The organism is Bacillus sp. NMCC4 (genome assembly GCF_002998555.1).
Classification (GTDB): Bacteria; Bacillota; Bacilli; order Bacillales; family Bacillaceae; genus Bacillus.
In genome coordinates, this window is sequence record NZ_PVRA01000017.1 from 1 (window position 1) to 18,602 (window position 18,602).

An 18,602-nucleotide genomic window follows, 5' to 3' on the forward strand; every position below is an offset into this window, starting at 1 on the left:
ATCAGGTTGATAGGTCTGAGGTGGAAGCGTGGTGACACGTGGAGCTGACAGATACTAATAGATCGAGGACTTAACCTATATTCTAATGTGAAGCATGAACATTGTTATCTAGTTTTGAGAGAACATTCTCACCATCAGGTTTGGTGGCGATAGCGAAGAGGTCACACCCGTTCCCATACCGAACACGGAAGTTAAGCTCTTCAGCGCCGATGGTAGTTGGGGGTCTCCCCCTGTGAGAGTAGGACGCCGCCAAGCTTTTCTAAGGATCAGTTCCATACGGAACTGGTCTTTTTTGTATTTTCTTCTAACAGCATCATGATATAAGCTGGGAACTTCTCTTCGGCAATCTCCATGTAGCGTTCAATCATGACGTAATCATCACTAATGTATTGAGACAGCAGCTCGTACCACCATTCAGTTTCGTAGCGGGCAATCATACTGAGGTTATACATTAATAAGTAATGGCTGATGATCTCAGGAATCCCTAAAAATGAATCACGAGTTGACGGAATAAACCATTGATCCATTTCTAAATCATAATGTAGATGAGTAGCGAGCGCTGGATTTTCTTCTAGAGCTACATCAAACGTCAGCTTTTTGGCTTCTCTTTGCTTGAGTTTCCAACTTGTATGGAACTCAAAGTATTCAATAAAGCGTTCAGCAGACATGTTATAAAGCAATGGAATATGATCTTGAATCATCATCCCATTAACCTTTTCCACTTTAACTAATGTCGAGGGCTGCTTTTGAAACTCCAGAATATGACTCATTTCAGGTATCTTTGAAAGGAGATGAATCATCGTAAATCGCTCATCTTCAAGACCATTTAAATGAAATAGATGCTTTAACACATGCATGCATAGTCCATTTCGCTGAATTTTCACTTCATCTTCACTAAAACGGTAGTGCTGCTTCTTTCTCTTTCTCGATGTTACGCCGTGGGCCAAAACAGAGGTTTGAGAAGGATAGTGAGGATCAACTGTCAGTAAACATGCCTTTAGCAACTGAGCCATTCCATAAAACAATAAAATCGGCTTCAGTTCGAGTGGAGCGATAGCTGCCTGTTCATAGAACGTATGGCCATGCTTTAAAAAGTAAATAAACCGTTCACAGTTTTTATAGGCTTGCTGGTTTGCATCTTGAATGCTTCGTTTCTCATATTGTTGATATAGAAACTTTTGGGAAGTTTCGAGTGAGTAAAAACGTTTTAAATCCTTCCATCCTGAACTTTTCATCTTCTTCCTCAACTCTCTTTATATTTTCTAAAAATTGCAACTGTTTGTTGCTTCCTTGACATGCTGTTTCCTAGTTGATAATCTACATATAATATTTTGCCGAAAAGAGGGGGATTTACTAATGTGGGAAAGTAAATTTTCAAAAGAAGGTTTGACGTTTGACGATGTTTTGCTTGTTCCAGCTAAGTCTGAAGTACTTCCGCGTGATGTCGATTTATCAGTTGAGTTAACAAGCACATTAAAACTAAACATTCCAATTATCAGTGCAGGAATGGACACGGTGACGGAATCACAAATGGCGATTGCAATGGCACGTCAAGGTGGTCTTGGTATCATTCATAAGAACATGTCTATTGAGCAACAAGCAGAACAAGTGGATAAAGTAAAACGTTCAGAGCGCGGCGTTATTACAAATCCATTCTTCTTAACACCTGAGCATCAAGTATTTGATGCAGAGCACCTAATGGGTAAATACCGTATTTCAGGTGTACCGATTGTAAATAACGAAGAAGATCAAAAGCTTGTTGGTATTATTACGAACCGTGACCTTCGTTTTATTTCGGATTATTCAATGAAGATTAGCGACGTGATGACAAAAGAGGAACTTGTGACAGCTTCTGTAGGTACGACGTTAGAAGAAGCTGAAAAAATCCTACAGCAATATAAAATTGAAAAATTACCTCTTTTAGATGACGAAGGAACGTTAAAAGGTCTCATCACCATCAAAGATATTGAAAAAGTGATCGAATTCCCTAACTCCTCTAAAGATGCACATGGCCGTTTAATTGTTGGTGCCGCTGTTGGTGTCACTGGCGATACAATGACTCGTGTGAGAAAATTAGTCGAAGCCAATGTGGATGTCGTTGTCATTGATACTGCACATGGTCATTCACAAGGTGTTCTTAACACTGTATCGAAAATCCGTGAAACGTATCCTTCTCTTAATATCATTGCTGGTAATGTTGCAACAGCCGAAGCAACAAAAGCATTGTTTGAAGCAGGAGCAGATATTGTGAAAGTCGGTATCGGACCAGGATCTATTTGTACAACACGTGTTGTTGCAGGTGTTGGTGTACCACAAATCACAGCGATCTATGACTGTGCAACAGAAGCAAGAAAACATGGTAAAGCTATTATTGCAGATGGTGGAATTAAATATTCAGGTGATATTGTAAAAGCTCTAGCATCTGGTGGACATGCTGTTATGCTTGGAAGCCTTCTAGCTGGTACATCTGAAAGCCCAGGAGACACAGAAATTTTCCAAGGTAGACGCTTCAAAGTTTATCGCGGTATGGGGTCAGTCGCTGCAATGGAAAAAGGAAGTAAAGATCGTTACTTCCAAGAAGATAATAAAAAGTTCGTTCCAGAAGGTATTGAAGGCCGTACACCGTACAAAGGACCAGTCGTTGATACAGTGTATCAACTAGTTGGCGGTATCCGTTCTGGTATGGGCTATTGTGGAACTCAGGACTTACGCGCACTTAGAGAAGATGCACAGTTCATTCGCATGACTGGTGCAGGACTTCGTGAGAGTCATCCACATGATGTACAAATTACAAAAGAATCACCAAACTACACAATTTCTTGATAAATTGTGACAATCAAATTACATTTGACAGGGTCTATGACTCTGTCTATTTTTTTTGTCTTTATTGTGATAAAATTTATACTGTTGTGTTGAAATAAGCCCTTGTGGATTAAATATATATGAAATACGTCGAAAAAAGATGAATACGGAGGTATGACGATTGAACAGCAAGATGTTGAAACAGCTTATGGTCTCTATCCTTGCACTGGCATTGATTGTGACAGCATTTACACCAATGTCCAAAGCAAAAGCAGCTGAAGATCCATTCAATGTGAATGCGAAAGCAGCAATCCTAATTGAAGCTTCTACAGGTAAAATTCTTTATAGTAAAAACGCAGAACAAAGACTGCCTATTGCAAGTATGGCAAAGATGATGACAGAGTATCTATTACTAGAGGCGATTGCTGAAGGCAAAGTGAAATGGGATCAAACGTATACGCCAGATGATTATGTATACGAAATTTCTCAGGACCGCAGTTTATCAAACGTTCCTTTGAGAAAAGATGGCTCGTATACAGTGAAAGAACTTTATCAAGCAACGGCTATTTATTCGGCAAATGCAGCAGCGATTGGCTTAGCAGAAGTGATCGCTGGATCAGAATCGAAGTTCGTTGAAAAAATGAACGCAAAAGCGAAAGAACTTGGTTTAACTAACTACAAATTCGTGAATGCAACTGGACTAGAAAATAAAGATTTACATGGCAAACAGCCAAAAGGTACAGGTTCTGATGAAGAAAGTGAAGTATCTGCGAAAGATATGGCATTGCTTGCACAGCATCTCATCAAAGACCATCCAGAAATTCTTGAAACATCAAGTATCGCGAAAACAAAGTTCAGAGAAGGCACAGACGATGAAATGGACATGCCTAACTGGAACTTCATGCTTAAAGGACTTGTGAAGGAATATGAAGGTGTAGACGGTCTGAAAACAGGCTCTACGGATTCAGCTGGTTCTAGCTTCACAGGTACCGCAAAACAAGGTGACATGCGTGTCATCGCTGTGATCTTGAATGCAAAAGGTAATCTTCATACAGCACGTTTCGACGTGGCGAAAAAACTGTTCGACTATGCATTTAAAAACTTCACGATGAAAGAAATGTACAAAAAAGGTCAACAGATCAAAGGACATGAAAACATCGAAGTCGATAAAGGCAAAGACAAAGAAGTACCTGTCGTCACGAAAGAAGCTTTCTCTGTGCCAGTAAAAAATGGCGACGAAAAGAGCTTTAAAGCAAAAGTAAATATCGAGAAAAAGAAACTAGAAGCTCCTATTAAAAAAGGAACGAAGGTTGGCATGCTGACGACTTCTTATTCTGGTGATGAGAAGGACTACGGCTATTTGAATAAAGATCAATCAGGTGTTGAGCTTATAACGAAAACAGGCGATGAAAAAGCAAACTGGTTCATCCTTGCAATGCGTAGTGTAGGTGGATTCTTCGCTGGCATTTGGGGCGGAATCGTTGACACAGTAAAAGGTTGGTTCTAATAAAAAACTGCTCTCATGCATAGAGAGCAGTTTTTTTATCGTTAAAAGAAAAGCGATTGTTTGTGATTTTGAGGAGTGGACAAGGCTTGCTGAAAAATACCACATAACTTTTCCACGCCCTCGGTCAGTGCCTTTTCATTCACATAAGAAAAGCTGAGGCGGATATAGTTTTGCTTCGGCTCTCCAGGATAGCACACAGAGCCAGGCAGAAAGGTAATTTGCTGCTTACGTGCCTCATGCAGCAGTGCACGTGTATCGACCCAGGAAGGAAAGCTAAGCCATAAATTGAGCCCGCCCTGAGGAATTTGCCACGTCACATCTTTTGGTGCATGCTTCGTTAACACATCTATCATTAAATCACGTCTCACCTTCAAGGCGGTTCGCAGCTTTTTTGTATGATCAATCATTTTCTTTGAAGTCAGAAATGGCAGAATGGCTTTTTGTGTGAGAAGAGGGCTGCCTAAATCATTATTGGCCTTTGCAGCTAATAAACGATTAAATATCGAGCCTGAAGCAGTGATAATCCCAATTCTGCATCCTGGAGCAAGTGTTTTACTTAAACCTCGTAAATAAATGACGTGTCCATCATGATCCAGACTTTTAATAGGTGTAGGCGGCTTCTTTTCGAAATATAGCTCACGATAAGGATCATCCTCTACAATGAGACAATCAATACTTTGAGCCAGTAAGAGAAGTTGTTTTCTGCGTTTCATTGACATACTGGCGCCTGTCGGACTGTGAAAAGTAGGAATCGTGTAAATGAGCTTTGGTTTATATTTATCACAAATGCTTTGAAGCTGCTTCATGTTCATTCCTTCATGATCAACAGGGACTGTAATAATTCTTGCCCCTCTACCCATAAAGACATCAATGGCGCCTGGATAGGTTGGTGCTTCCATGACAACTACATCATCAGGACCGATAAACGCACGTGCGACCAAATCAAGCCCTTGCTGAGAACCACTAGTTACAAGAATATTTTCAGGAGTAGAAGGCACACCCAGCTTTTCTAAAAAAGACTGAATGACTTGCCTAAGCTGAAGATCCCCTTGAATTTCCCCATACTTCGACATGATTTGAGGATGTCTGGCTAGTACATGCTGCATTTCTTTTTCTAAATACCGGTTTGGCAAAAGCCCTGGATCAATCATAGAGGAAGAAAGGTTGATCGCTTCTTCGACATAGTGATACTGAGCAAATTGAGACCGTGGTAAATAATCCGGAATGGATAACTGCCAATCAAAAGAGGTAGATGATGGAACCGGAATATCTGACTGCTTTTGCAGCTCATCCACAAACGTCCCTTTACCTTGCACAGTCGTTAAATATCCGTCGTCCTTCAGCCGTGTGTATGCCTTTGCTGCCGTGACAAGACTCACATTCAGCTGCTTTGCTAAATCACGTACAGTTGGCAGCTTATCTCCCTGCTGAAGCAAACCCGATTGAATATGATCAATGATCGAAAAGTAAATCTGATTCGAAAGAGATGTATCAGAATGTCGATGGATATCAATATGCATGAGAAACCTCCATTGAGTGCAAAATTGTTATACATGAATTTGAATTGTTATAGTTGCATTATAGCATGTAAATCACACTTCAAAGAAAAAACGACTTATTTTTAGCCAGAAATCGTTTATATACAAGGGTTTAGGCTTTTTTGTCGGCTGATTGAATTGTTATACTATTCTCTTTATTGTTATACTGTCTCGCTTGTATGATAAAGAGGTAAATCAATCGAATTGACAAATGGGAGGAAACTATTGTGAGCAATAAGGGAACTGAACGAGTGAAACGTGGAATGGCAGAAATGCAAAAGGGTGGCGTCATTATGGATGTCGTCAATGCTGAGCAGGCAAAGATCGCAGAAGAAGCAGGTGCGGTGGCAGTTATGGCACTAGAACGAGTACCAGCTGATATCCGTGCAGCCGGCGGTGTAGCCCGTATGGCAGACCCGAGAATCGTAGAGGAAGTACAAAATGCAGTAACGATTCCAGTCATGGCAAAAGCACGTATCGGCCACATTGTCGAGGCTCGTGTTCTTGAAGCACTTGGTGTTGATTATATCGATGAGAGTGAAGTGCTGACGCCCGCAGATGAGGAATTCCATTTAAATAAAAATGAATACACAGTACCTTTTGTCTGTGGTTGCCGTGACTTAGGTGAAGCAACCCGCCGTATCGCAGAAGGCGCTTCGATGCTTCGTACGAAAGGGGAACCTGGGACAGGCAACATTGTAGAAGCTGTCCGTCATATGAGAAAGGTCAATGCTCAGATTCGTAAAGTAGCAGCAATGAGTGAAGATGAACTGATGACAGAAGCCAAGAACCTAGGAGCACCTTATGAATTATTGCTTCAAATCAAAAAAGACGGCAAGCTCCCAGTTGTTAACTTTGCAGCTGGAGGCGTTGCGACACCAGCAGATGCTGCGTTAATGATGCAGCTTGGAGCAGACGGTGTATTTGTTGGATCTGGTATTTTTAAATCAGACAATCCGGCGAAATTTGCAAAAGCGATTGTTGAAGCAACGACTCACTTCACAGATTACCGTCTCATTGCAGAACTTTCAAAAGAGCTTGGAACAGCCATGAAAGGAATTGAAATCTCAAATCTACTGCCAGAAGAGCGTATGCAAGAGCGTGGCTGGTAATTAAGGGAGCGCAAATGAACATGCTAACAATTGGTGTACTAGGGCTTCAAGGAGCCGTGAGAGAGCATATTCAATCGATTGAAGCCTGCGATGCAGAAGGTAAGATCATTAAACGAGCAGAAGAGCTAGCATCCGTTGACGGTCTTATTATCCCTGGTGGAGAAAGCACGACGATGAGGAGACTCATGGATACGTACCAATTCATTGAACCGATTAAAGCGTTCGCTGCAGAAGGGAAACCGATTTTCGGGACATGTGCCGGTTTGATTATGCTGGCAAAACATATTGAAGATCGAGAAGATGCCCATCTTGGATTGTTAAATGTATCTGTTGCACGGAATTCATTTGGCAGACAGGTAGACAGCTTTGAAGCAGATCTAGAAGTAAAAGGGCTGGATGCGCCGTTTACAGGGGTGTTCATCCGTGCGCCTCATATCATCAGCGCAGATGTGAGCGTAGAAATCATGGCTGAATATGATGGCAGGATTGTGATGGCGAAAGAAAACAATATCTTAGGCTGTTCTTTTCATCCAGAGCTGACAGACGATCACCGGTTAACACAGCTGTTTGTTGAAATGGTGAAGTCTTACAAAACGAAGCTCGCTGTATAAAACGGTTGAAAAGAGATAAAACTTATAGTACATTAAAATCACAATCAAAGATCGAAAAAGCGTTGACGGGAAATAGTAAGAAGCCCCTCTTTCTCAGAGAGCCGATGGTTGGTGCGAATCGGTGAAAGATGCAGTCTGAATCCATCCTTGAGCGAAATGCTGAAACACGAGAAGTAAGCATTTACGGTGATACCGTTACAGAGGAAAGAGGAAAGCATGCTTCTGCATGTTTTCAATCAGGGTGGCAACGCGAGAGCTCTCGTCCCTTTCATGGGATGAGGGCTCTTTTTATTTTTCGATAAAAAAAGGAGTGTTACACATGCTGGATATTAAACAACTGCGCACGGACTTTGATCAAATCAAAGAAAAATTAGCACACCGAGGCGAAGATTTAGCGGATTTTGATAAGTTTGGTGAACTGGATCAAAAAAGAAGAGAACTAATCGGGAAAACAGAAGAATTAAAGAGCCGAAGAAATGAAGTATCACAGCAAGTGGCCGTTCTAAAAAGAGAAAAGAAAGATGCCGATCACATTATTCAAGAAATGCGTGAGGTAGGAGATGAGATTAAAAAGCTGGATGATGAGCTAAGAACAGTAGAAGAAAGCTTGCAGCACATCCTCTTCTCTATTCCGAATATCCCTCATGACACTGTACCGGTTGGGGAAACAGAAGATGACAACGTGGAAGTGAGAAAATGGGGCGAACAGCCGGCCTTCTCATTTGAGCCAAAACCACATTGGGATGTAGCGGATGAGCTAAACATTCTTGATTTTGAACGCGCAGGAAAAGTCACAGGAAGCCGATTCGTTTTTTATAAAGGGCTTGGCGCACGCTTAGAGCGCGCACTATATAACTTTATGCTCGATTTACATGTCGATGAGTTTGGTTTTACTGAAGTGCTCCCACCTTACATGGTCAATAGAGCTAGCATGACAGGGACTGGGCAGCTGCCAAAATTCGAAGAGGATGCCTTTAAAATCCGTGAAGAAGATTATTTCCTCATTCCAACAGCTGAAGTACCTATTACTAACATGCACCGTGATGAAATTCTTGAAGGGGAACAGCTGCCAATCAATTATGCAGCATTCAGTGCTTGCTTTAGATCAGAGGCTGGATCTGCCGGAAGAGATACACGCGGACTCATCCGTCAGCATCAATTTAATAAGGTAGAGCTTGTGAAATTTGTTAGACCTGAAAATTCTTATGAAGAATTAGAGAAACTAACAAATCAAGCAGAAAAAGTCCTTCAGCTATTAAACCTGCCATACCGTGTCATGAGCATGTGTACGGGAGATTTAGGCTTCACGGCTGCGAAGAAATACGACATCGAAGTATGGATTCCGAGCCAAGATACGTATCGTGAAATTTCTTCTTGCAGTAACTTCGAAGCATTCCAAGCAAGACGCGCAAACATTCGATTCCGTCCAGAGCCTAAAGCGAAGCCAGAGCATGTCCACACGTTAAATGGATCTGGTTTAGCAGTAGGAAGAACCGTGGCTGCCATTTTAGAAAACTATCAACAAGAGGACGGCACAGTAATTATTCCTGAAGTACTGCGTCCTTATATGGGAAATAAAGAAGTGATGAAATAAGATGCCGCTATGGTATCTTATTTCTTTTTACCAAAAGTCCTACAGTTTTCCTAAATTTAGCCGATAAAAAAATAAAAGCTTCTAGGAAAGAAGGAATAACCTTGAATAGGCTTGACTATTATGTTGAAATGGCTCAATTAATTAGAAAAGTTCTAGATGAAAGTATTCTTTTCGGCATCACTGATACAGAGAAGGTGCTTTGTTACTACCCGTCTAACACAATAGATTTTGGCGTGAAAGTTGGGGACCCATTGAACCCAGAAGACCAAAACGTGGCGACGACATTAAGAGGACAAGAATATGATGGTCATTTACCAGAGTCTTTATATGGTTATGAAATTGCTGTAAAAGGTTACCCGATTTTTGATGAAGATAGAAAAGTAATTGGATCTTTTTTAGTGGCATTTTCACATCATCGTGAAAAGAAATTAAGCGGTTATATGGAGCATATCAATGATGTAGCGAAAGAACTCCAAGGTGGAATCGAACAAATTGCTGCGCATTCACAAGAGCTGGCGGCCACAAGTTTAGAAATAAGCGAACAGGCAGGAAGAGCGGAAGAGAAATCTGCAAATATTGAAGAAGTCGTCAAAACCATTGGCGGGATCGCTAGACAAACAAACTTACTAGGTCTAAATGCTGCAATTGAAGCAGCAAGAGCAGGCGAGAATGGAAAAGGGTTTGCTGTCGTAGCTGATGAAGTTCGTAAATTATCAGATGGCTCAAAGGAAGCGGCTGAAACCATTAATACCTTCTTAAAGGAAATCCAAGACAGTATTAGCACTTTGTCTGAAAACATCTCACAAATCAGCAGCTCAACAAATGAACAAGCCAAACAAGTGACAGACTTTACGAAAATTATTGAATCATTAAATGAGTTTAAAGAAGAGATGAATCAGTTTATTGAAGAGATTAGACAGGATACAAAATAGATCAAGAGCAGCCGTTAATGGCTGCTTTTTTAAGGGCAGATTCTCATACCAAAACAACTTATTGAAATTTTTTTCGAAAAGATGTTGACTTGAATTAAAATGATATGGTATATTAATTCTTGTCGATACGGAGGAATACCCAAGTCCGGCTGAAGGGATCGGTCTTGAAAACCGACAGGGGTGTCAAAGCCCGCGGGGGTTCGAATCCCTCTTCCTCCGCCATATTGATTTTTTACCTTAGTTGAATTAAAACGCAAGCATAAAAATTGGAATTGTCAAACCGCTGCATTCGCGAAATGCAGCGGTTTTTTTATTTTGTTTTAGAGCGATTTTTTTGTATAACAGAAGCAATTTCATGAAGAATGGGATCAAGTGAGCTTTCATCATGAAGTAAGTCGTAATCTTCAATGTTAATTTTAATCACTGGGCATAAATCGAATTGTTCGATCCATTCCGTATACCGAGTGTACATTTCTTCCCAATAGGCTCGATCAGTTTGAGTTTCCATCTCTCTGCCGCGTTCTTCAATACGATTCAAAATATGATCTAAATCCCCGTGTAAATAGATGAGTACATCAGGGTGAGGGAAGTAAGGTGTCATCACCATCGCCTCGAATAGACTCGTATACGTTTCATAATCTACTTCAGACATCGTACCTTTGTCCGCATGCATTTTCGCGAAAATGCCTGTGTCCTCATAAATTGAACGATCTTGCACATATCCTCCACCAGATTCAAAAATCCGCTTTTGTTCCTTAAAACGCTCGGCTAGGAAATAGACCTGTAAATGGAAGCTCCATCTTTGGAAATCTGAATAAAAGGGCTCTAAGTATGGGTTGTCATCTACTTTTTCAAGAGAGGTTTGAAAGCCTAGCTTGTCCGCTATCGTTTTAGTCATAGTGGATTTTCCGACACCAACAGTCCCGGCGATTGTGATCACTGCATCCTTTGGTATTTCGATATTGTTCATAGTACTTGCTCCTTTATGTTCTGTACAATTTGCTGGTAATCTTGCTGTGAGGAAACGAAGTCTGTATGATCTCCTTCAATTGTAATGATAGGAAGCCCTGGGTCAGTCTGTTTTAAATGTTCAATGGCCAGCTCATAATCTTCAATGAGTGTTTTTAAATAAGCTGGGTCGATGTCTTCTTCAAAAGAGCGTCCTCTCATCTGTATTCTTTCAAGTAAGGTAGGAAGGCTGGCTTTTATATAGATTATGGCATTTGGTTTAGGCAGATCATCTGTTAGCAGGTGATAGATCTTTCTGTATTTGTCCATGTGCTTTTTTGATAATGTTCTTTCTGCAAATATCATATTTTTATAGACATGATAATCAGTGACAATCGGCTGCTGTTGACTCACATAGTTTTCTTCAATAGATTCTAACTGTTTGACCCGATTGCATAAAAAGAACATCTCAAGCTGAAAGCTCCATTGTTCCATATCTTCATAAAATTTATCTAAGAATGGATTTTCTTCTACAATCTCTTTTACTAAAGGAAATTGAAATTCCTTCGCAAGCATTGTAGCCAAAGTTGTTTTTCCGGCTCCAATTGGGCCTTCCACTGCAATAAAAGGGGCAGGATACATAGGCGTTCTCCTCTATCTATAAAGTTGTCAAACCAATGTATATTGTACCATACCCCTTCCGAGAGATAGAGCGAATGGGTTACGATGTCGTTCTTTTTTCAATATTAAATTGATCTGATAATAAGAGCCAATTTTGTGGGAAGGATAGACCTAATTTCCAATAAGCAATTCCGTTCAAGTTTAACTCTTTGATGAGATTGAACTTTGCTTGAATCGATCTAGCGTCTTCGAACCATACCTCATGCTCTTTATTAGTGGCATCTGTGTAACGAAAATAAGGTGCTTGTGCTGTTTCGTCGTATAGAATGGAGGCATTATTATTTCTAGCAATGGCAATCGCTTGTTGAGGACTGACGGCTTTAGCAATGGGGCCGCCCTGGACGTAAGGAAGCGTCCAATCATAGCCATATAAATTCTGCCCCATAACAATTTTATTGGCCGGCATGACGGTCAGTGCATATTCAATGACTTGGCGGACAGGTCCAATGGGAGAGACAGCTTGTGCAGGGCCGCCGCTGTATCCCCATTCATAGGTCATTAACACAACATGATCGACGATCTTCCCGATGGCTTCATAGTCATGAGCTTCATACCATTTTCCCTTCTGCTGACTACTTGTTTTAGGGGCAAGTGCAACAGATATTGTCCATCCTTCTTGATGGAAGCGGGTTGTTGCCTCTCTTAAAAATTGAATGTAAGCATCTTTATCAGCAGGACGTAAATATTCAAAATCAAAATGGATTTCTTTTAATTGATACTTTTTAGCAACACGAACGATTTCATTTAAAAATGTGGTTTTGACAGATTGGTTATTTAAAAGAATTCGCCCAAGTTCATCACTGAATTTTTCATTCTCTAGGTTTGTCACTACCATGGATAAAACGGTTCTGCTCTGAGCGGCTATTTGAGGTAGCTGTTCTAACGGTGGTTCTTTCAGTGTTCCGTCTCTTTGCGCTTGGAAACTAAAGGCGCCTAAATGGGTTAAATATGGAGAGGCCTCTCTAGCTGCTTGTTTTAAGTTTTCACTGACTTGATTTCCCCTTGGTTCAATGTAAGCATTCGAATTAATGTTCCTTTTCGGTCTTTGAGGAATATAGAGCAAGAAGCGAATAGGTAGTATCGCTTCAGGCCGAATTCTATTCACACGTGCCAACTCCTCCACTGAAATTCGAAATCGTCTTCCAATTTGATAAAGTGTGTCATTTTGTTTGACCTCATAAAATTGTCCTCTAATTGGAATGACAATTGTTTGTCCAATGACGAGTTGATTTGGTGTTTCAATATCGTTGGTACGAATGATTTCATTGACTGTTGTTTTAAAACGCATGGCAATTTCGTTTAAAGTATCTCCTCTTTTGACAACATAAATTTGAATAGTCAACGCCCCCTTTGTTATTGCTAACAATTTATGAGGGTTATGGATAAATCATGTTTGATTTTCATTCGTGATCTCTTTAGCAGTGGTGATTTTTGCTAGTAGAACGTTCTCCATCATCGTTAAAGCATATTCGTTATCTCTGTCGTCATTTGATGCGATACAATCTTTAGGTACAATTAAGTTGTATTCTCGCATGTATGCGTCATTTGCAGTGAACAGAACGCAAATGTTTCCTGCAATTCCAGTCAAAATGATGTCTTGTATACCTAATTCATTTAAGAGTGTCTCTAGTGCAGTTCCATAGAAGGCAGAATGCTTCGGTTTAATTAAGAAGTAATCATCTTTAGATGGTGCCATTTTCTCTAAAATAGGGGCGCTTCTTTCGTTTTTGCATGTTTCCATCACAGCTTGAATATCAGCCTTCCAGAGACCGTAGTGGTCGTTGATATAGATGATTGGCCAATTTTCCTTGAAAGCATGATCTTTAAGAGCTAAAATCTTATTGGTCATTTGCTCTGTTTTATTAGCGAGCACATGTCCCATTTCAAAATCAAAATTATTAATCATGTCGATAATAAGCAGTGCCTTTGACAAAGTAAGACCCCCTTTAAAAGATTGTGCTAATATGTTAACCTCAATATCCTTTTAAAAAACATGAAAAGAGAGCCGTGCTATGACGAGAGATGAACAGTTTATGCAAGAAGCTATTTCTGAAGCCTTAAAAGCAGAACAAATAGGAGAAGTACCAATCGGTGCCATCATCGTTGTTGATGACCAAATTGTGAGCCGCGCTCATAATTTAAGGGAAACAGAGCAGCGTTCAATTGCACATGCAGAATTACTTGCTATTGATGAAGCGTGTAAAACGACTGGAAGCTGGCGTTTAGAAGATGCTGTACTTTATGTGACGCTTGAACCGTGTCCTATGTGTGCGGGAGCGATTGTCCTTTCTAGAGTGAAAAAGGTCGTTTTCGGTGCATACGATCCAAAAGGTGGATGTGCAGGTACTTTAATGAATTTACTGGATGATGAACGGTTCAATCATCAGTCTGAAGTCATTGGTGGTGTACTTGAAAATGAGTGCGGTGAGCTGTTAAGTCAGTTCTTCCGAAATCTCCGTCAGCGAAAGAAACAAGCCAAAAGTAAATGAATGGATGTTGTTTGCAATTTCAGCTATAAGAAGGTATACTTATGTCTGCGTCACTAACAATTTAATATTCATTTTGCCGTGCTAAGCGGGGAGGTAGCGGTGCCCTGTACTCGCAATCCGCTCTAGCGAGGCCGAATCCCTTCTCAAGGTTCGTTTACTTCAAGGTCTGCCTTAAATAAGTGGTGTTGACGTCTGGGTCCTGCGCAATGGGAATTCATGAACCATGTCAGGTCCGGAAGGAAGCAGCATTAAGTGAAACCTCTCATGTGCCGCAGGGTTGCCTGGGCCGAGCTAACTGTTTAAGTAACGCTTGGGGTAGCGAATCGACAGAAGGTGCACGGTAAATCAATATTAAATGTAACTCATCTAGTTAATCTAGGTGAGTTTTTTGTTGCTGTTTAAAGAATAGCTCAGCTGCTTTGTTTATACAAATAGGCAAAAAACCTTTTTAGAGTCTTTTTGTTTTTTCATTAATCACAATAGGAACAAAAGTTCTCCATGGTGTTGCAGAACAATTCGAAAATCTAGAAAACACGTTTTTGATTCATAAAAAGTAGAAAATCTATAGTTGAAATCATCATTTTCGCTTATTAGAAAATAAAGGTGTGCTTTTGAATTGATCGGTGCATCATGTATAATGAAAATGATGATAAATGGAGGAGGGCGTATTTGTGAGTTATCAAGCTTTATATCGAGTGTTCAGACCTCAAGTTTTTGAGGATGTTGTTGGACAAGAACACATCACAAAAACGTTGCAAAATGCCCTTTTGCAGAAGAAGTTTTCTCATGCTTACTTATTTTCAGGTCCTAGAGGAACAGGTAAAACAAGTGCTGCCAAAATCTTTGCGAAGGCAGTGAACTGTGAAAAGTCACCTGTGAGTGAACCTTGTAATGAATGTGATGCCTGTAAAGGGATTACAAACGGCTCGATTTCAGACGTGATTGAAATAGATGCTGCCTCAAACAACGGGGTAGATGAAATCCGTGATATACGTGATAAAGTGAAATTTGCTCCTTCGGCGGTTACATATAAGGTTTATATTATAGATGAAGTACATATGCTCTCTATCGGGGCATTTAATGCCCTCCTTAAAACGTTAGAGGAGCCGCCTGCTCATTGTATCTTTATTTTGGCTACCACAGAGCCTCATAAGATTCCTCTTACCATCATATCCCGTTGTCAGAGATTTGATTTTAAACGAATCACGACAAAAGATATTGTTGGAAGAATGAAGAAAATTGTAGATGCAGAAAGCCTAAATGTACAAGAGGGCTCGCTCGAGATTATCGCTAGTGCAGCAGATGGCGGTATGCGTGATGCACTAAGCCTCTTAGATCAAGCGATCTCATTTAGTGGTGAGCAGCTGACAATTGATGATGCGCTGCTCATTACAGGAGCTGTTTCTCAGCATTTCATTAGTCAGCTAGCCGAAGCAATTTTTGATCAAAATATTGCTGTAGCGTTAGATACCTTAAATGAATTACTTCAGCAGGGAAAAGATGCTGCTAAATTAATAGAGGACATGATCTTTTACTTTAGAGATATGCTGCTTTATAAAACGGCACCAGATCTGGAGGGGGTCCTTGAAAAGGTAAAGGTCGATGAAAATTTCGTGACGCTTTCGGATCGTGTGACACCTCAATTTCTATATGAAACAATTGAAGTGCTGAATAAAAGCCACCAAGAAATGAAATGGACGAATCATCCAAGGATTTTCTTTGAGGTAGCTGTTGTCAAGCTATGTCAATCAACGGCTGGAATAACACAAGCTCATGCTAACGCTGATTTAACGGCGCTAACGGATAAAATAGACAGGTTGGAACAGGAGCTATCGAGGATAAGAGCTGAGGGTGTGCCAATGTCTCATTCTCATCATCCTCAAGAAAAAAAGGAAGCACCTCGACCACAAACGAGTAACAAAAATGGATACCGTGCACCTGTCGGCCGAATTCACGAGATTCTAAAAGAAGCAAAACGTCCAGAGCTAGAAAAAATTAAAGGTAAATGGGGAGAACTCCTTGCCCACTTGAAACAGCAGAATAAGGTGTCTCATGCTGCGCTATTAACGGATAGTGAACCAGTTGCTGCTGCTTCTCATGCCTTTGTTTTAAAATTCAAGTTTGAAATACACTGTAAAATGGTTGCCGAAGATAAAAGCGGTGTTCGAACCAACCTTGAGCAGCTATTAGAGTCTATGTTAGGAAAAAGAGTGGAATTAGTTGGCGTTCCTGACGCTCAATGGGGTAAAATAAGAGAAGAATTTTTAAGAGATCATCAGCCGGATGAACAGGCAGATGGTCAGGGGACTTCTGCTGAAGAGGATCCATTGATTGCAGAAGCAAAGAAGTTAGTAGGAAACGATTTAATTGAAATTAAAGATTAATAAAAATGAAAGAGAGTGGTGTTCATATGCGCGGTGGAATGGGAAATATGCAAAAAATGATGAAACAAATGCAAAAAATGCAAAAGGATATGGCTAAGGCTCAAGAAGAGCTTGCAGAAAAAGTCCTTGAAGGTACAGCGGGTGGCGGTATGGTCACTGTAAAAGTAAATGGACAAAAAGAAGTTGTTGATGTAGCAATCAATGAAGAAGTTGTTGATCCAGAAGATATCGATATGCTTCAAGATCTTGTACTTGCAGCAACAAACGACGCATTGAAAAAAGTCGATGAGTTAACGAATGAAACAATGGGTCAATTCACAAAAGGAATGAACATGCCAGGTTTATTCTAGGAGGAATAACTGAAGATGCAATATCCTGAACCAATATCAAAGCTGATTGACAGCTTTATGAAATTGCCAGGAATCGGACCGAAAACTGCGGTTCGTCTGGCTTTTTTTGTTCTTAGTATGCAGGAAGATGTCGTACTAGATTTCGCGAAGGCGCTTGTTAATGCAAAGCGTAATTTAACTTATTGTTCGGTATGCGGCCATATCACAGACCAAGATCCTTGCTATATTTGTGAAGATACAAGAAGAGATCAATCTGTTATCTGTGTAGTGCAAGACCCAAAAGATGTGATCGCAATGGAAAAGATGAAAGAATACAACGGCTTATACCATGTGCTTCATGGTGCCATTTCACCGATGGACGGAATTGGCCCAGAGGATATTAAAATTCCTGACCTGTTAAAAAGATTGCAAGACGATCAAGTGACAGAGGTGATCCTTGCAACCAATCCAAACATTGAAGGAGAGGCTACAGCCATGTATATCTCTAGACTGTTGAAACCATCAGGAATTAAACTCTCTCGCATTGCTCACGGACTTCCAGTAGGTGGAGACTTAGAGTATGCGGATGAAGTCACACTGTCTAAAGCTCTAGAAGGCAGACGTGAGATGTAGGAAGGAGAAGTACGGTACATGGGTTTTCTTCGCAGAAAATCAATTCGAAAAGAATTCGATGAGAAATTAATTCAACAGCTTTTTAAGCAAAAGGAAGAATGGAACAGACAAAAAAAGCTTGTCGCAAATAGCGTTGAGCCTTCACCGGACATTCTATTCGAATTAAAGCTTGCTCAAGCGAAGTACTTTTTCTATCTAAGAGAAGCGAAAAAGAGGAATTTACGTTTAAACAACTGGAGATAGCAGGTCTATTTTACATAGTCCTCTCATATGCTTGTACTATTCATATGAAGAGGAGATGAGAGGATTATGGAACCTGTTATTGTAATCGGGTCAATTTTGATAGCTGTACTATTGTTGTTTATGTCAGGTGTTCAAGCGAACCCCTTCAAATGGTTAGGGCTGATCGGAGTAAAGTTTGTGGCAGGTGCTCTTTTTTTATTTTGCCTCAATCTATTTGGAGAGAGTCTAGGATTACATGTCTCTATTAACCCTGTAACGAGTGGAATCAGTGGTTTATTGGGCATCCCAGGCGTAGCAGCCTTAGTCGTAATTGAAAAATTTATTATTTAATGAGAAATATTGTTGACTTTAATCCTGTAGGGTGGTAAATTAATATACGTCGCTGATGACGAAGAAACGAAAAAACATTATAACAAAAAAGTTGTTGACATTAACAATTTAAATATGGTATGATGTTCTAGTCGCTTCTGAAGCGGTAAACAAGTTCTTTGAAAACTAAACAAGACAAAACGTACCTGTTAATTCGAGTTTTTATAAAAAATCCTATGATACATCATAGGTAGTCAGTCAAACTGGCGAAAAACAAAACTTCGGTTTTGTACTTTTTCGGAGAGTTTGATCCTGGCTCAGGACGAACGCTGGCGGCGTGCCTAATACATGCAAGTCGAGCGGACAGAAGGGAGCTTGCTCCCGGATGTTAGCGGCGGACGGGTGAGTAACACGTGGGTAACCTGCCTGTAAGACTGGGATAACTCCGGGAAACCGGAGCTAATACCGGATAGTTCCTTGAACCGCATGG

General features: G+C 40.5%; 17 protein-coding genes, 1 tRNA gene, 2 rRNA genes, 1 other RNA gene, 1 pseudogene and 1 other annotated feature. Of the genes and pseudogenes, 16 read left to right on the top strand and 6 right to left on the bottom strand.

The window, feature by feature from the left end; translation table 11 throughout:
* Positions 1–139: 139 nt before the first annotated feature.
* Positions 140–255 (top strand): 5S ribosomal RNA (gene rrf / locus C6Y02_RS19005).
* Positions 256–266: 11 nt separating this feature from the next.
* Here the strand turns inward: rrf and C6Y02_RS19010 are convergent.
* Entirely contained in the window at positions 267–1,235 is a 969-nt protein-coding gene (locus tag C6Y02_RS19010; RefSeq protein ID WP_060595635.1) for a YaaC family protein, read from the bottom strand.
* A 121-nt stretch (positions 1,236–1,356) separates the two neighbouring features.
* Here C6Y02_RS19010 and guaB point away from each other — a divergent pair, with 121 nt between their 5' ends.
* Positions 1,357–2,823, top strand: a complete 1,467-nt coding sequence (gene guaB, locus C6Y02_RS19015; protein WP_066031457.1) for an IMP dehydrogenase — start codon at positions 1,357–1,359, stop codon at positions 2,821–2,823.
* 160 nt (positions 2,824–2,983) lie between these two features.
* On the top strand, positions 2,984–4,309 hold the full coding sequence (locus tag C6Y02_RS19020; protein WP_106031971.1) for a D-alanyl-D-alanine carboxypeptidase family protein: 1,326 nt from the start codon (positions 2,984–2,986) through the stop codon (positions 4,307–4,309).
* A gap of 41 nt (positions 4,310–4,350) precedes the next feature.
* Here the strand turns inward: C6Y02_RS19020 and pdxR are convergent, their stop codons facing one another.
* Complete coding sequence (gene pdxR / locus C6Y02_RS19025; protein ID WP_106031972.1) at positions 4,351–5,829, bottom strand: MocR-like pyridoxine biosynthesis transcription factor PdxR; 1,479 nt, start codon at positions 5,827–5,829, stop codon at positions 4,351–4,353.
* Between the two features lie 245 nt (positions 5,830–6,074).
* Between pdxR and pdxS the strand changes: the two genes are divergently transcribed.
* From pdxS to C6Y02_RS19050, 5 genes and pseudogenes are all read left to right on the top strand, one after another.
* Positions 6,075–6,959 carry a pyridoxal 5'-phosphate synthase lyase subunit PdxS gene (gene pdxS / locus C6Y02_RS19030; RefSeq protein WP_034666107.1) on the top strand — a complete coding sequence of 295 codons (885 nt, stop codon included), beginning with the start codon at positions 6,075–6,077 and terminating at the stop codon, positions 6,957–6,959.
* Positions 6,960–6,979: 20 nt separating this feature from the next.
* Positions 6,980–7,570: a pyridoxal 5'-phosphate synthase glutaminase subunit PdxT gene (gene pdxT / locus C6Y02_RS19035; RefSeq protein WP_034666104.1), complete on the top strand. Its 591-nt coding sequence runs from the start codon at positions 6,980–6,982 to the stop codon at positions 7,568–7,570.
* A 53-nt stretch (positions 7,571–7,623) separates the two neighbouring features.
* Positions 7,624–7,840, top strand: a binding site (T-box leader).
* Positions 7,841–7,889: 49 nt separating this feature from the next.
* Entirely contained in the window at positions 7,890–9,164 is a 1,275-nt protein-coding gene (serS, locus tag C6Y02_RS19040) for a serine--tRNA ligase (RefSeq protein WP_106031973.1), read from the top strand.
* 599 nt (positions 9,165–9,763) lie between these two features.
* Positions 9,764–10,096 (top strand): annotated as a pseudogene (locus C6Y02_RS19775) (methyl-accepting chemotaxis protein); the annotation flags it as partial.
* A 129-nt stretch (positions 10,097–10,225) separates the two neighbouring features.
* A tRNA-Ser gene (locus C6Y02_RS19050) sits at positions 10,226–10,318 on the top strand.
* Positions 10,319–10,406: 88 nt separating this feature from the next.
* On the opposite strand, the gene C6Y02_RS19055 is transcribed toward C6Y02_RS19050, so the two are convergent.
* From C6Y02_RS19055 to C6Y02_RS19070, 4 genes are all read right to left on the bottom strand, one after another.
* Complete coding sequence (locus tag C6Y02_RS19055; protein WP_106031974.1) at positions 10,407–11,066, bottom strand: deoxynucleoside kinase; 660 nt, start codon at positions 11,064–11,066, stop codon at positions 10,407–10,409.
* A complete protein-coding gene (locus tag C6Y02_RS19060) occupies positions 11,063–11,686 on the bottom strand; it encodes a deoxynucleoside kinase (protein WP_034666096.1) in 624 nt (207 codons plus the stop codon). The genes C6Y02_RS19055 and C6Y02_RS19060 overlap by 4 nt, the downstream gene beginning before the upstream one ends.
* A gap of 79 nt (positions 11,687–11,765) precedes the next feature.
* Positions 11,766–13,013 carry a glycosyl hydrolase family 18 protein gene (locus tag C6Y02_RS19065; protein WP_411266008.1) on the bottom strand — a complete coding sequence of 416 codons (1,248 nt, stop codon included), beginning with the start codon at positions 13,011–13,013 and terminating at the stop codon, positions 11,766–11,768.
* Positions 13,014–13,112: 99 nt separating this feature from the next.
* On the bottom strand, positions 13,113–13,658 hold the full coding sequence (locus C6Y02_RS19070) for a cysteine hydrolase family protein (protein WP_106031976.1): 546 nt from the start codon (positions 13,656–13,658) through the stop codon (positions 13,113–13,115).
* Between the two features lie 79 nt (positions 13,659–13,737).
* Between C6Y02_RS19070 and tadA the strand changes: the two genes are divergently transcribed.
* The 8 genes from tadA to C6Y02_RS19110 form a co-directional block, all read left to right on the top strand.
* Complete coding sequence (gene tadA, locus C6Y02_RS19075; protein WP_003218102.1) at positions 13,738–14,214, top strand: tRNA adenosine(34) deaminase TadA; 477 nt, start codon at positions 13,738–13,740, stop codon at positions 14,212–14,214.
* Between the two features lie 76 nt (positions 14,215–14,290).
* Positions 14,291–14,555: signal recognition particle sRNA large type (ffs, locus tag C6Y02_RS19080), an RNA gene on the top strand.
* A 330-nt stretch (positions 14,556–14,885) separates the two neighbouring features.
* Positions 14,886–16,598, top strand: coding sequence for a DNA polymerase III subunit gamma/tau (gene dnaX / locus C6Y02_RS19085; protein WP_034666087.1), 1,713 nt, complete (start codon positions 14,886–14,888; stop codon positions 16,596–16,598).
* Positions 16,599–16,624: 26 nt separating this feature from the next.
* Positions 16,625–16,948 (top strand): YbaB/EbfC family nucleoid-associated protein, encoded by a 324-nt coding sequence (locus tag C6Y02_RS19090; RefSeq protein WP_008342011.1) that lies wholly within the window; start codon positions 16,625–16,627, stop codon positions 16,946–16,948.
* A gap of 15 nt (positions 16,949–16,963) precedes the next feature.
* Positions 16,964–17,560: a recombination protein RecR gene (gene recR / locus C6Y02_RS19095; protein WP_003218094.1), complete on the top strand. Its 597-nt coding sequence runs from the start codon at positions 16,964–16,966 to the stop codon at positions 17,558–17,560.
* Positions 17,561–17,578: 18 nt separating this feature from the next.
* The gene (locus C6Y02_RS19100; protein ID WP_003218088.1) at positions 17,579–17,803 is read left to right on the top strand and encodes a YaaL family protein; all 225 of its coding nucleotides are present in this window, start codon (positions 17,579–17,581) and stop codon (positions 17,801–17,803) included.
* A gap of 66 nt (positions 17,804–17,869) precedes the next feature.
* On the top strand, positions 17,870–18,133 hold the full coding sequence (locus C6Y02_RS19105; RefSeq protein ID WP_106031977.1) for a pro-sigmaK processing inhibitor BofA family protein: 264 nt from the start codon (positions 17,870–17,872) through the stop codon (positions 18,131–18,133).
* Positions 18,134–18,406: 273 nt separating this feature from the next.
* Positions 18,407–18,602 (top strand): 16S ribosomal RNA (locus tag C6Y02_RS19110); the annotation flags it as partial.

What these genes read in the sequence shown, in the direction of transcription:
- C6Y02_RS19010 (WP_060595635.1), bottom strand. Translation starts at nt 1,235, where the DNA reads ATGAAAAGTTCAGGATGGAAGGATTTAAAACGTTTTTACTCACTCGAA.
- guaB (WP_066031457.1), top strand. Translation starts at nt 1,357, where the DNA reads ATGTGGGAAAGTAAATTTTCAAAAGAAGGTTTGACGTTTGACGATGTT.
- pdxR (WP_106031972.1), bottom strand. Translation starts at nt 5,829, where the DNA reads ATGCATATTGATATCCATCGACATTCTGATACATCTCTTTCGAATCAG.
- pdxT (WP_034666104.1), top strand. Translation starts at nt 6,980, where the DNA reads ATGCTAACAATTGGTGTACTAGGGCTTCAAGGAGCCGTGAGAGAGCAT.
- serS (WP_106031973.1), top strand. Translation starts at nt 7,890, where the DNA reads ATGCTGGATATTAAACAACTGCGCACGGACTTTGATCAAATCAAAGAA.
- C6Y02_RS19055 (WP_106031974.1), bottom strand. Translation starts at nt 11,066, where the DNA reads ATGAACAATATCGAAATACCAAAGGATGCAGTGATCACAATCGCCGGG.
- C6Y02_RS19060 (WP_034666096.1), bottom strand. Translation starts at nt 11,686, where the DNA reads ATGTATCCTGCCCCTTTTATTGCAGTGGAAGGCCCAATTGGAGCCGGA.
- C6Y02_RS19065 (WP_411266008.1), bottom strand. Translation starts at nt 13,013, where the DNA reads ATGCGTTTTAAAACAACAGTCAATGAAATCATTCGTACCAACGATATT.
- tadA (WP_003218102.1), top strand. Translation starts at nt 13,738, where the DNA reads ATGACGAGAGATGAACAGTTTATGCAAGAAGCTATTTCTGAAGCCTTA.
- C6Y02_RS19090 (WP_008342011.1), top strand. Translation starts at nt 16,625, where the DNA reads ATGCGCGGTGGAATGGGAAATATGCAAAAAATGATGAAACAAATGCAA.
- recR (WP_003218094.1), top strand. Translation starts at nt 16,964, where the DNA reads ATGCAATATCCTGAACCAATATCAAAGCTGATTGACAGCTTTATGAAA.
- C6Y02_RS19100 (WP_003218088.1), top strand. Translation starts at nt 17,579, where the DNA reads ATGGGTTTTCTTCGCAGAAAATCAATTCGAAAAGAATTCGATGAGAAA.
- C6Y02_RS19105 (WP_106031977.1), top strand. Translation starts at nt 17,870, where the DNA reads ATGGAACCTGTTATTGTAATCGGGTCAATTTTGATAGCTGTACTATTG.